Consider the following 12,109-nt stretch of genomic DNA (forward strand, 5'->3'; position numbering starts at 1 on the left):
CGGCTCAGTGCGCCGCGGCGTCCCAGCTGGCCCCGACACCGACCGAGACCTCCAGCGGGACCGACAGCTGCGCGGCGCCGGCCATCTCCCGGCGCACGAGGGTCTCCAGGGCGTCCTTCTCCCCCGGCGCCACCTCGAGCACGAGCTCGTCGTGCACCTGCAGCAGCATCCGCGACCTCAGCCCCTCGGCGGCGATCGCCTTCTCCACGTTGAGCATCGCGACCTTGATGACGTCGGCCGCCGAGCCCTGGATCGGCGCGTTGAGGGCCATACGCTCGGCCATCTGCCGGCGCTGGCCGTTGTCGCTGGTGAGGTCGGGCAGGTAGCGCCGGCGGCCCAGCGTCGTCTCGGTGTAGCCGGTCTGCCGCGCGTCGTCGACGACGCCGTCGAGGTAGTCGCGGATGCCACCGAAGCGCTCGAAGTAGGCGTTCATCTGCTCGCGCGCCTCCTCGACGGAGATGCGCAGCTGCCCGGACAGCCCGTAGGCGCTCAGGCCGTAGGCCAGCCCGTAGCTCATCGCCTTGATCCGGCGGCGCATCTCCGGGTCGACCTCCTCGATCGGGATGCCGAACGCCCGCGACGCCACGAAGGAGTGCAGGTCCTCCCCCGACATGAAGGCCTCGATCAGCCCCTCGTCGCCGGAGAGGTGCGCCATGATGCGCATCTCGATCTGGCTGTAGTCCGCCGTCATCAGCGACTCGTAGCCCCGGCCGACCACGAAGGCCTGCCGGATCCGGCGCCCCTCGGCGCTGCGGATCGGGATGTTCTGCAGGTTCGGGTCGGTCGAGGACAACCGCCCGGTCGCGGCGATCGTCTGCTGGAAGGTCGTGTGGATGCGCCCGCCGTCGTCGACCATCGGGATGAGGCCGTCGATGACGGTGCGCAGGCGCGTGACGTCGCGGTGGCGGAGCAGGTGCTCCATGAACGGGTGGCCGGTCTGCTCGAACAGCCAGGTCAGCGCGTCGGCGTCGGTGGTGTAGCCGGTCTTGTTCTTCTTCGTCTTGGGCAGGCCCAGCTCGTCGAAGATGACCGCCTGCAGCTGCTTGGGCGAGCCGAGGTTCACCTCGCGGCCGATCACGGCGTAGCACTCGGCGGCGGCCGCGGCGACGGCGTCGGAGAACTCCTTCTGCAGGTCCTGCAGGAAGTCCAGGTCGGCGGCAATGCCCCGGTACTCCATCGAGGCGAGGACCCGGGTGAGCGGCAGCTCGATCTCGCCGAGCAGGTGGGCCCCGCCCTTCTGCCCCAGCACCTGCTCCAGCGCGTCGGACAGGTCGTTGACCGCCACGGCCTTGAGCACGTCGACCTTCGCGGCCTCGGCGGCGACGTCGTCCTCGCTCGGCCCGAGCCCGTCGAGGGTGAGCTGCCCCTCCGGCTCGGCGGCATCCTTGAGCTCGCGGCGCAGGTAGCGGACGGCGAGGTCGCCCAGGTCGAAGGAGCGCTGCCCCGGCAGAGCCAGGTAGGCGGCGAGGGCGGTGTCGCTGACGACGCCGTCGAGCTCCCAGCCCCGGGCCCAGATGGCCAGCAGCGGGCCCTTGACCTCGTGCACGACCTTCGGCCGGCCGGGGTCGGCCAGCCAGGCCGCCAGCGCCTGCTCGTCGGCGACGTCGAGCTCCGGGCCGAGGTCGACGAAGGTCGTGTGGTCGTCCGCGCCCGCCAGCGCCAGCCCGGTCAGCTCGCCGGTGCCGCGGCCCCACGTGCCCCGGAAGATCACACCGGTGTGCCCGGTGCGCGCGTGCGCGTCGAGCCACGCGCCCAGCTCACCGGGGGCCACCGGGTCGACGCGGACGTCGAAGCCGCCCTCGACCTCGGGCTCGGCGCTGGTCAGCGTGGCGAACAGGCGGTCGCGCAGCACCCGGAACTGCAGGTTGTCGAAGAGGGTGTGCACCTCGTTGCGGTCCCACGCCTGGACGGCGAGGTCCTGCGGGCCCACCTCCAGCGGCACGTGCCGGTCGAGCTCGGTGAGCCGCCGGTTCTGCAGCACGGAGGACAGGTGCTCGCGCAGCTTCTCCCCCACCTTGCCCTTCACGGTGTCGACCTGGTCGACCAGCGCGTCCAGGGAGCCGTACTCGCGCACCCACTTGGCCGCGGTCTTCTCCCCCACGCTCGGGATGCTCGGCAGGTTGTCGCTCGGGTCGCCCCGGAGCGCGGCGAAGTCCGGGTACTGCGCCGGCGTCAGGTTGTACTTGGCCTCGACCTCGGCCGGCGTGAACCGGGTCATGTCCGAGACGCCCTTGCGCGGGTAGAGGACGGTGACGTGCTCGTTGACCAGCTGGAGCGCGTCGCGGTCGCCCGTGGCGATCAGCACGTCCATGCCCTGGTCGACCGCCTGCACGGTGAGGGTGGCGATGACGTCGTCGGCCTCGTAGCCCTCCGCGGTGATGACCGGCACCCGCAGGGCGCCGAGGACCTCCTGGACGAGGCTGACCTGGCCGCGGAAGTCCGTCGGGCTCTCCGCACGGTTGGCCTTGTACTCGGCGTAGATCTCGCTCCGGAAGGTCTTGCGGCCCACGTCGAAGGCGACGGCGAGGTGGCTCGGCTTCTCGTCGCGCAGGATGTTGATCAGCATCGAGGTGAAGCCGTAGACGGCGTTCGTCGGCTGGCCCGTGGTGGTGGAGAAGTTCTCCACCGGCAGCGCGAAGAACGCCCGGTAGGCCAGGGAGTGGCCGTCGAGGAGCAGCAGCCGCGGGCGCGTCCCCGGGCCCGAGGGGGCGGCGGACGCTGGGCTGGTGGACACAGTGGCGGAGACCGGAGCGGACATCGCCGCCGATCGTAGGTGCACGCACCGACGCTCCCGACCTCGGCGAGCGCTGGTTACGGTGCCGGGATGAGCACCCCTCCCCCGGCCTGGCTCCCCGACGGCATCAGCAGCCCGCTCGACGACAAGCTCGGCGTGCGGATCACCGACTGGAACCCCGACCGGCTGGTCGCGACCATGCCCGTGGCCGGGAACGAGCAGCCGTTCGGCCTCCTGCACGGGGGCGCCACGTGCACGCTGGTCGAGACGATCGGCTCCATGGCGGCCGCGGTCGGCGCCGGCCCCGACAAGCAGGTCGTGGGCGTCGAGCTCAACGCCAGCTACCTGCGCGCGGCGACGTCCGGGACCGTGACCGCCGTCTGCACGCCGGTGCGCCGGGGCCGCACGCTGTCGACGTTCGTCATCGACGTCACCGACGACCAGGGCCGGCAGACGGCGACGGCGCGGCTCACCTGCATGACGCTGAACGCTCCGAAGCGGGGTTGAACCCCGGCCGCGACCTGCAGTGATCACGGGTGCGCACCGGCCGGCTCCGTGCCGTCACGCTCTCGGCGTGTCGCGGAAAGGTCACAGCTCACCACGCGGCGGGGGTGCTGCCGGAGAACCGGGTTAGGGTCCGTCACTCCATTCATCCGCCTGGGAGGTCGAGTGACGCACCCGACGGACCGTGTCCGCCGGCACGGTCGACGCAGCAGGTCTGCATCAGCAGGTCTGCCGACGCCGGGCAGCGCCCGGCGCCGCAGGGGCCAGACGGCCCTGCGCCTGCTGCTGGTCGCGCTGTTCACCGCAGGCCTCGCCGCGCTGACCCCCGGGGTCGCGCAGGCCGAGGGAGAGCAGGTCTCCGGCACGCTGCGCACCAGCGCCAGCGGCCCCATCGAGGGCGTCGAGGTCGTCGTGGCGACGCCGGACGGCGACGAGGTCGGCACCGACGAGACCGACGGGAGCGGCCGGTTCGCCGTCCCCGTCCCGGGGCCGGGCCAGTACACGGTCACCGTCCCGGAGGACGCGCTCCCCGACGGCGTGGAGTTCGCCTCGGGCAACACCCGCACCGTCACCGTCGACCCCGGCCGCAACCAGGGCGTGATCATCGGCCTGGACGACGGCAGCCGCGAGAGCGGCAGCGGCACGGTGCGCTGGGTGCAGCTGCTGGTCGACGGCCTCCGCTTCGGCCTGCTGATCGCCATGGCCGCGGTCGGGCTCTCCCTGATCTTCGGCACCACGGGGCTCACGAACTTCGCCCACGGCGAGCTGGTCACCATCGGCGCGATCGCCGCATGGTTCATCAACGTCGAGGGAGGCGTGCCGCTCATCCCGGCCGCGCTCCTCGCGATGGTGATCGGCGCGGTGGTCGGCTTCGCGAACGAGCGGCTGCTGTGGCGCCCGCTCCGCCGTCGCGGCACCGGCCTCGTGGCGGCGCTGGTCATCTCGATCGGCCTGTCGCTGCTGCTCCGGTACGCCTACCAGATCTTCTTCGGCGGCCGGTCCGAGGCCTACGCGGACTACCGCGGGCAGCGGGCGGTCGACTACGGGCCGTTCAACCTGACGGACAAGGACCTCTACTCGATCATCATCGCGCTGGTCGTCCTCGTCCTGGTCGCGCTCATGCTGCAGCGCACCAAGATCGGCAAGGCGATGCGGGCGGTCGCCGACAACCGCGACCTGGCCGCCTCCTCGGGCATCGACGTCAACCGCGTGATCCTGGTCGTCTGGATGATGGGCGGGGCGCTCGCGGCGCTCGGCGGCGTGCTCCTGGGCCTGTCCGACGAGGTCCAGTGGGACATGGGCTTCCGGCTCCTGCTGCTGATGTTCGCCGGCGTCACCCTCGGTGGCCTGGGTACCGCCTACGGCGCGCTGGTCGGCAGCCTCGTGGTCGGTGTGTTCGTGCAGATGTCCACCCTGGTCATCCCGAACGACATCAAGTACGTCGGCGGCCTCCTGCTGCTGATCGTGATCCTCATGGTCCGCCCGCAGGGCATCCTCGGCAGCCGGGTTCGGGTGGGTTGAGCAATGGGTGAGTTCATCGACGCACTGGCCATCGCCGTCAAGGCGGGCATCGGCTTCCAGGCCGTGTTCCTCGCCCTGCTGGCGCTCGGCATCAACATGCAGTTCGGCTACGCCGGCCTGCTGAACTTCGGGCAGATCGCCTTCGCGCTGGTCGGCGCGTACGGCATCGCCGTCTCGGTCAGCCAGTGGGGCCTGAACTTCTGGGCCGGCGTCGCGATCGGCCTCGCCGCCGCGGTGGCGCTGGCACTGCTCCTCGGCCTGCCGACGCTGCGGCTGCGCGCGGACTACCTCGCCATCGCCACCATCGCGACGGCGGAGGGCCTGCGCCTGCTGTTCCGCTCGGTGTCGGCCACGCCGGTCACCAACGGCTCCCGCGGCATCTCCGGCTTCAACAGCGGCTTCGTCGAGCTGGCGCCCTGGGACACCGGCCGCCGCTACGACATCCTCGGCGTCCGCTGGAGCGGCGCCGACCTGTGGGTGGCCGCCGTCGGCTGGACGCTGGTCGCCCTCGGCTGCCTCCTGGTGTGGGCGCTGGTCCGCAGCCCCTGGGGCCGGGTCGTGAAGTCGATCCGCGAGGACGAGGACGCCGTGCGCGCCCTGGGCAAGAACGTCTACGTCTACAAGATGCAGGCGCTGGTGCTCGGTGGTGTCTTCGGCGCCCTGGGCGGCATGATCTACGCCGTGGGCACCGGCTCGGCGACGCCGGACCAGTACCAGAACGCCAACACGTTCCTGGCCTACGCCGCCCTCATCCTCGGCGGCGCCGCACGGGTCCTCGGCCCTGTCGTCGGCGCGATGCTGCTGTACTTCATCATCCAGTTCGCCGACTCCGGGCTGCGGAGCCTGATCGAGACCGGCGTCATCCCGGAGGGTCTGCTCACGACGACCGACGTCGCCCAGATCCGCTTCGTCCTGATCGGCCTGGGGCTGATCCTGCTGCTGGTCTTCCGGCCGCAGGGCATCTTCGGTGACCGTCGAGAGGTGATGCTCGATGCCCGCTGACCCCACCCCCACCGGCGCGACGGCGTCCGGCGCGACCGGTCCCGCGGGCCGCACGCCGGCCCGTGTGGCGCTGCGCGACGTCCCCTGGGAGGTCGGCGTCGCCAAGCCCGACCCGGCGATCGTCGTCGACGGCGTCACCCGCACCTTCGGTGGCCTCACCGCGGTCTCGGTCGACCACCTCGAGATCCAGCGCGGCGGCATCACCGGCCTGATCGGCCCCAACGGCGCCGGCAAGACCACGCTGTTCAACCTGCTCACCGGGTTCGACCAGCCCGACGGCGGCTCGTGGTCCTTCGACGGCCGGCCGCTGGGCAAGCTCGCCCCCCACCAGGTCGCCCGGCTCGGCGTCGTCCGGACCTTCCAGCTGACCAAGGCGCTGTCGCGGCTCACCGTGCTGCAGAACATGCTGCTCGGCGCCCAGGGGCAGAAGGGCGAGAGCTTCCTGTCCGCCCTGGTGCCGGGCATCTGGCGGGGCCAGGAGAAGGCGAACACCGAGAAGGCGATGGAGCTGCTCCGCCGCTTCAAGCTCGACGCCAAGAAGGACGAGTTCGCCGGCACGCTGTCCGGCGGTCAGCGCAAGCTGCTCGAGATGGCGCGGGCGCTCATGAGCGACCCGAAGGTGGTCATGCTCGACGAGCCGATGGCCGGCGTGAACCCCGCGCTGACCCAGAGCCTGCTCGGCCACGTCAAGGACCTCCGTGAGGAGGGCATGACGGTGATCTTCGTCGAGCACGACATGGACGTCGTCCGCGACATCAGCGACTGGGTCGTCGTCATGGCGGCCGGCAAGGTGATCGCCGAGGGACCGCCGGAGTCCATCAGCCAGAACCAGGCGGTCGTCGACGCCTACCTCGGCGCCCACCACGACGCCCCCCTCACCGTCGAGGAGGAGGACCGCGTGCTGGCCGAGGCGGAGTCCGAGATCGCCCGCGAGGAGCAGCGGGACACCGGCCGCTCCGACGACAGCAGTGAGGGGACGCTCCGATGAGCGAGCCCGTGTTCGAGGTCGACGAGAGCGGCGAGGAGCTCACCCGCGCCGACACCGCGCAGAGCGCCGAGCTCTCCCCCGCCGAGAAGGCGGCCACGCGCGAGGAGCACGCCCGCCTCGCCGAGGGCGCCCTCGTGCGCGCCGACGAGCTGGTCGCCGGCTACGTGCCGGGGGTGAACATCCTCCGCGGCTGCGACTTCTACCTGCAGGAGGGCGAGCTCGTCGGCATCATCGGCCCGAACGGGGCCGGCAAGTCGACGCTGCTCAAGACCCTCTTCGGCCTGATCCCGGTCCGGTCGGGCTCGGTGACCCTGCGGGGCGAGAACATCACCTCGGCCCCCGCGCACCGGCTGGTGTCGCTCGGGGTCGGGTACGTGCCGCAGAACAACAACGTGTTCCCCTCGCTGAGCATCGAGGAGAACATGCAGATGGGCGTCTACCTGCGCCCGAAGACGTTCAAGGACCGGTTCGACTACGTCGCCGAGCTGTTCCCGATGCTGGGTGAGCGCCGCAGGATCAAGGCGGGCTCGCTGTCCGGCGGTGAGCGGCAGATGGTCGCCATGGGCCGGGCGCTGATGATGGACCCGTCGGTGCTGCTGCTCGACGAGCCCTCGGCCGGCCTCTCCCCCGCCTACCAGGACGAGGTGTTCATCCGCTGCCGGCGGATCAACGCCACGGGCGTCTCGATCATCATGGTCGAGCAGAACGCGCGTCGCTGCCTGCAGATCTGCGACCGCGGGTACGTCCTGGACCAGGGCCGCAACGCCTACACGGCGACCGGCGAGTCCCTGATGCACGACCCGAAGGTCATCGAGCTCTACCTCGGCACGCTGGCCAAGGCCTACTGACCCCAGCACGCCCCACGACGGCGCCGGCTCCCCTCGGGGACCGGCGCCGTCGTCGTTCCCGGCCCGGGTCACCGACGCGCCCCCGGGAGCCGCTGACGGCCGCTGGAGGCCGCCGCTCGGGGCCCCGCTGGGGCCGCCCGGTCGGGGCCGCCGCTCGCGGGCCGACCTCACCTCCGGCACGCGGACCCCGCGCTCGGGCGCGAGGGCCGGGTGCCGGAGGTGAGGACGGCGCCCCCCGCGACACCGCGCCCCAGGGACGGCACGGTGACCCGGAGGGCACCGGCCCCGGACAGCACAGTGGCCCGGCACCAGTGCGGTGCCGGGCCACTGCGGTGGCGCTACCGGGTCCCTACGAGGTGCGGGTCCCGGTGAGGGTCAGCGCTGCGGGCCGATGCCCTGGGCGTTGAGGCCCTCGATGATGCGAGCCGACTCGTCGAAGCCGATGACCACGACGGCGTCGGGGTTGAGCTCGACCATCTGCTGCACCTCGGCGTCGTAGTCCGACGCCGTGGGGTCGTAGATGACCAGCTCGATGCTGTCCTCGGCGAGACCGCTGTTGGTCAGGTTCTCGACCAGCTTCTCCGCCAGGCCCGTGCCGTAGGAGTCGTTGCGGGCCAGGATGCCGATGGTGTTCGCGCCATCCTCGATGATGAGGTCGGCGAGAGCGCTCGACTGCAGCGTGTCCGGCGGCGCGGTCCGGAAGTACAGACCGTTGTCGTTGTAGGTCGTGAACTCGTCGGAGGTGTTGGCCGGCGAGATCTGGACGACCCCGGCACCGGTGATCTTGTCGATGACCGTGCGGGTGACCGCCGAGGACGCGGCGCCGACGATCACGTCGACGTTCTGCTGCAGCAGGTTGTCGACCGACTGGGTGGCGATGTCGGTCGAGGTGTCACCCGAGTCGCGCTGGATGAGCTGGACCGGCTGGCCGAGCACGCCACCGGCCTCGTTGATCTCCTGCACGGCCAGGTCGGCACCGGCGATCTCCGGGGGGCCGAGGAAGGCCAGGTCACCGGTCTGCGGGAGCAGGGTGCCGATGATCAGCGGGTCGGTCGAGGTGGCACCCGGAGCCGCAGCGGCCGGGCCCTCGTCGGAGGCGGCGTTGGCCTCGTCACCGGCGAGCACGTACTGCGTGTCGTCGGAGATGGTGTTGTCGTCGCCGAACTCGAGGATGCCGAAGCTGGCCCGCGAGGGCTCGCCCGGCTCGGTGAAGGCCAGCGGGCCGGACACGCCGTCGTAGTCGGGGTTGCCGCCGCCGTCGACGATCTCCTTGCAGGACGCGAAGTCCTCGCAGGTGTCGCCACCGAAGGTCACGCCGTTGATGTACGGCGCGAAGACGGCCGGGTCCGTGGAGCCGGCCAGGGACGACGCGATCGCCGCGATCATGATGGCGTCGTAGGTCTCGCCCGCGTAGTTGAAGTCCTCCAGCGCGGGGTCGATCTCCAGCAGCCGGCTGGTGAAGTCGTCGCCGAGCTGCGTGAGCGGCGTGGTGCCGCGCATGCCGGCCAGGGAGCCCTCCTCGGTGAAGGACTCACCCAGGGCGTTACCCATGTTGCCGTCGGTGCCGTAGACGTTGACCTGCTTCTCGCCGCTGTCGCCGCCGTCGGCGGTGTCGCCACCGTCGCCGCCGCCGCAGGCGGTGAGGGCGAGGAGGGCGGCACCGGTCACGGCGATGCCTCGGGCAGTGGTGCCAGTGCGCATCAAGCAACTCCCAGTGTCATCTGACAGACGTCGGGCGCGCCCTGGAGGGCGAACCAGCCGGGGGGCGCCCGATCGGTGCGCAGAACCTAGCTTCCGTTCCCGACGTTCTGACCCGACCGGGAAGGGACCGTGATGAGGTCGTGACCTCGGTGTCCGCACCGTGGGAGGAGTTGCACGCAGGGTCACGGCCTCATGACGCGGCGCATCGACTGGCCCCGCGCGGTCCGGTCAGGCCGGCGCCTCACCCGTGGCCGTACCGCCGGTCAGGATGCTCTCCGCCAGGACCTTCATGCTCGTGCGCTGGTTCATCGCGGTCCGCTGGATCCACCGGAAGGCCTCCGCCTCGGTCATCCCCTGCTCGCTCATGAGCCGGCCCTTGGCCTGCTCGACCACCTTGCGGGTCTCCAGCCGCTCCTCCAGCGTGCGGACCTCGCCGTCCAGGGCGGCCATCTCGGCGAACCGGCCCCGGGCCACCTCGATCGCCGGCACGAGGTCGTTCTTCGAGAACGGCTTGACCAGGTAGGCCATGGCGCCGGCGTCCCGGGCCCGCTCCACCAGCTCCCGCTGGCTGAACGCGGTGAGCACGATGACCGGCGCGATCCTGGCCGAGGCGATCTGCTCGGCCGCGGAGAGCCCGTCGAGCACCGGCATCTGGATGTCGAGGATCACCAGGTCCGGCCGCAGCTCCTGGGCGCGGTCCACCGCCTGCTGACCGTCCCCGACCTCGGCGACGACGCTGTACCCCTCCTCCTCAAGCATCTCCTTGAGGTCGAGGCGGATCAGCGCCTCGTCCTCGGCGATCAGAACGCGGATCGGCTCGCTGCTCACGAAGCGGCAGCCTATCGGCGTCGGACAGCTCACACCGTCCCGCTACGCTTCTCCGGCGCCGGTCGCACCCGGCACGCCCCCGTACCCCAATCGGCAGAGGGAGCGGATTCAAAACCCGCGCAGTGTGCGTTCGAGTCGCACCGGGGGCACCCCGCCGGGTCGCCGGACCCCTCCGGGGCCGGCTCGCCGCGGGCAATACGCTCGGGCGGTGACCGAGTCCGTTCCGCACATGACCCCCGAGCAGTTCCGGCGCCACGGCCACGAGGTGGTCGACTGGGTCGCCGACTACTGGGAGCGCATCGGCTCCTTCCCCGTCCGCTCACAGGTCTCGCCCGGCGACGTCCGGGAGCAGCTCCCCGCGTCGGCCCCTGAGCAGGGCGAGCCGTTCGACGCGGTCCTGGCCGACCTCGACCGGGTCGTGCTGCCCGGCGTCACCCACTGGCAGCACCCCGGGTTCTTCGGCTACTTCCCCGCCAACACCTCGGGGCCCTCGGTGCTGGGCGACCTCGTCTCGGCCGGTCTGGGCGTGCAGGGCATGTCCTGGGTCACCAGCCCCGCCGCGACCGAGCTCGAGCAGCACGTCATGGACTGGCTGGCCGACCTGCTGGGCCTGCCGGAGTCCTTCCGCTCCACCGGCACCGGCGGCGGCGTCGTCCAGGACTCCAGCTCCGGCGCCAACCTCGTCGCCCTCCTCGCGACCCTGCACCGGGCCTCCGGCGGCGCCACCGTGCGCCAGGGGGTGCAGCCCGAGCGGGCGACCGTCTACGTCTCCAGCGAGACGCACTCCTCCATGGAGAAGGCCGTCCGGATCGCCGGCCTGGGCACCGAGGCGGTCCGCATCGTCGAGGTCGACGGCGACCTCGCCATGAGCCCCGGCGCCCTGGCCGCCCGCCTGGAGCGCGACGTCGCCCGCGGGTACCGCCCGGTGCTCGTCTGCGCGACGGTCGGGACGACGTCGACCACCGCCGTCGACCCGCTCGCGGCCATCGGTCCCATCTGCCAGCAGCACGGCGTCTGGCTGCACGTCGACGCCGCCTACGCCGGGGTGAGCGCGGTCGCCCCCGAGCTGCGCGCGCTGCAGGCCGGCGTCGAGTGGGCCGACAGCTACACCACCGACGCGCACAAGTGGCTGCTCACCGGGTTCGACGCGACCCTCTTCTGGGTCGCCGACCGCGCGGCCCTCACCGGCGCGCTGGCGATCCTCCCGGAGTACCTCCGCAACGCGGCCACCGAGGCCGGCGCGGTGGTCGACTTCCGCGACTGGCAGATCCCGCTGGGCCGGCGCTTCCGCGCGCTCAAGCTGTGGTTCGTGCTGCGCTGGTACGGCGCCGAGGGCCTGCGGGCGCACATCCGCGGGCACGTCGCGCTCGCCCAGGAGCTCGCGGGCTGGGCCGCGGCGGACGAGCGGTTCGACGTCGTCGCGCCGCACCCGCTGTCGCTGGTGTGCCTGAAGCCGCGCTGGCCCGAGGGCGTGGACGCCGACGTCGCCACGATGACGCTGCTCGACCGGCTCAACGACGGCGGCGAGGTCTTCCTGACCCACACCACCGTCGCCAAGCAGCCGGTGCTCCGGGTCGCCGTCGGCTCCCCCGCCACCACGCGGGCGCACGTCGAGCGGGTCTGGACGCTGCTCACCGAGGGCCACGACTGGCTCGCCGCCGACTTCGCGGCCCAGGCCGCCGAGCAGGCCGCGGCCCGGGCCGCCGAGCGGGAGCGGGCCGAGCAGGAGCGGGCCGAGCAGGACCGCCGGCGCGCCGAGGCCCAGGCGGCCGAGGAGGCCGGGGTGACCGAGGAGGCCGGGGTGACCGAGGAGGCCGGGGTGACCGAGGAGGCCGGGGTGACCGAGGAGGCCTAGCTGTGATGCCCAGCCAGGTTGTCCAACCTGGTGATGGGTGGTGCCTTCCCGACCGCTGAGTGGGGCCGGTGGTGGTTGTACTGGTGGACCCATGCTGGCAGAGCCGCGAGGCGAGCTGATTCGGAGTT

10 protein-coding genes and 1 tRNA gene are annotated in these 12,109 nt (G+C 71.9%); 7 read left to right on the forward strand and 4 right to left on the reverse strand.

Annotation, left to right across the window (positions count from 1 at the left end; translation table 11 throughout):
- Window positions 1–4: 4 nt before the first annotated feature.
- Window positions 5–2,734: a DNA polymerase I gene (polA, locus tag E4P43_RS15940; protein WP_245159176.1), complete on the reverse strand. Its 2,730-nt coding sequence runs from the start codon at window positions 2,732–2,734 to the stop codon at window positions 5–7.
- Window positions 2,735–2,824: 90 nt separating this feature from the next.
- On the opposite strand from polA, the gene E4P43_RS15945 reads away from it, so the two are divergent.
- The 5 genes from E4P43_RS15945 to E4P43_RS15965 all read left to right on the forward strand — a co-directional run bounded on the left by E4P43_RS15945 (window position 2,825) and on the right by E4P43_RS15965 (window position 7,597).
- Window positions 2,825–3,241: a PaaI family thioesterase gene (locus tag E4P43_RS15945; RefSeq protein WP_135146437.1), complete on the forward strand. Its 417-nt coding sequence runs from the start codon at window positions 2,825–2,827 to the stop codon at window positions 3,239–3,241.
- Between the two features lie 162 nt (window positions 3,242–3,403).
- Window positions 3,404–4,759, forward strand: a complete 1,356-nt coding sequence (locus E4P43_RS15950) for a branched-chain amino acid ABC transporter permease (protein WP_245159177.1) — start codon at window positions 3,404–3,406, stop codon at window positions 4,757–4,759.
- Between the two features lie 3 nt (window positions 4,760–4,762).
- Window positions 4,763–5,761, forward strand: coding sequence for a branched-chain amino acid ABC transporter permease (locus E4P43_RS15955; protein ID WP_135146438.1), 999 nt, complete (start codon window positions 4,763–4,765; stop codon window positions 5,759–5,761).
- Window positions 5,751–6,749, forward strand: a complete 999-nt coding sequence (locus E4P43_RS15960) for an ABC transporter ATP-binding protein (RefSeq protein WP_135146439.1) — start codon at window positions 5,751–5,753, stop codon at window positions 6,747–6,749. The genes E4P43_RS15955 and E4P43_RS15960 overlap by 11 nt, the downstream gene beginning before the upstream one ends.
- The gene (locus E4P43_RS15965) at window positions 6,746–7,597 is read left to right on the forward strand and encodes an ABC transporter ATP-binding protein (RefSeq protein ID WP_209313916.1); all 852 of its coding nucleotides are present in this window, start codon (window positions 6,746–6,748) and stop codon (window positions 7,595–7,597) included. The genes E4P43_RS15960 and E4P43_RS15965 overlap by 4 nt, the downstream gene beginning before the upstream one ends.
- Before the next feature lie 375 nt (window positions 7,598–7,972).
- On the opposite strand, the gene E4P43_RS15970 is transcribed toward E4P43_RS15965, so the two are convergent.
- Window positions 7,973–9,298, reverse strand: coding sequence for an ABC transporter substrate-binding protein (locus E4P43_RS15970; protein WP_135146440.1), 1,326 nt, complete (start codon window positions 9,296–9,298; stop codon window positions 7,973–7,975).
- Window positions 9,299–9,526: 228 nt separating this feature from the next.
- Window positions 9,527–10,126: a response regulator gene (locus E4P43_RS15975; protein WP_135146441.1), complete on the reverse strand. Its 600-nt coding sequence runs from the start codon at window positions 10,124–10,126 to the stop codon at window positions 9,527–9,529.
- 75 nt (window positions 10,127–10,201) lie between these two features.
- On the opposite strand from E4P43_RS15975, the gene E4P43_RS15980 reads away from it, so the two are divergent.
- Window positions 10,202–10,275, forward strand: a tRNA-Leu gene (locus E4P43_RS15980).
- Between the two features lie 59 nt (window positions 10,276–10,334).
- Window positions 10,335–11,981 (forward strand): pyridoxal-dependent decarboxylase, encoded by a 1,647-nt coding sequence (locus E4P43_RS15985; RefSeq protein ID WP_245159178.1) that lies wholly within the window; start codon window positions 10,335–10,337, stop codon window positions 11,979–11,981.
- On the opposite strand, the gene E4P43_RS15990 is transcribed toward E4P43_RS15985, so the two are convergent.
- Window positions 11,978–12,109, reverse strand: a 132-nt coding sequence (locus E4P43_RS15990; protein WP_167759211.1) for an integrase core domain-containing protein, incomplete at its 5' end; no start/stop codon positions are given. The genes E4P43_RS15985 and E4P43_RS15990 overlap by 4 nt on opposite strands.

The sequence above is a fragment of the Blastococcus sp. TF02A-35 genome (assembly GCF_004571075.1).
In the GTDB taxonomy this organism is placed as follows: domain Bacteria; phylum Actinomycetota; class Actinomycetes; order Mycobacteriales; family Geodermatophilaceae; genus Blastococcus.

Bases quoted from the DNA above. Each gene is read 5' to 3' on its own strand.
- E4P43_RS15955 (WP_135146438.1), top strand. From the start codon at position 4,763: ATGGGTGAGTTCATCGACGCACTGGCCATCGCCGTCAAGGCGGGCATC.
- E4P43_RS15970 (WP_135146440.1), bottom strand. From the start codon at position 9,298: ATGCGCACTGGCACCACTGCCCGAGGCATCGCCGTGACCGGTGCCGCC.
- E4P43_RS15965 (WP_209313916.1), top strand. From the start codon at position 6,746: ATGAGCGAGCCCGTGTTCGAGGTCGACGAGAGCGGCGAGGAGCTCACC.
- E4P43_RS15945 (WP_135146437.1), top strand. From the start codon at position 2,825: ATGAGCACCCCTCCCCCGGCCTGGCTCCCCGACGGCATCAGCAGCCCG.
- E4P43_RS15960 (WP_135146439.1), top strand. From the start codon at position 5,751: ATGCCCGCTGACCCCACCCCCACCGGCGCGACGGCGTCCGGCGCGACC.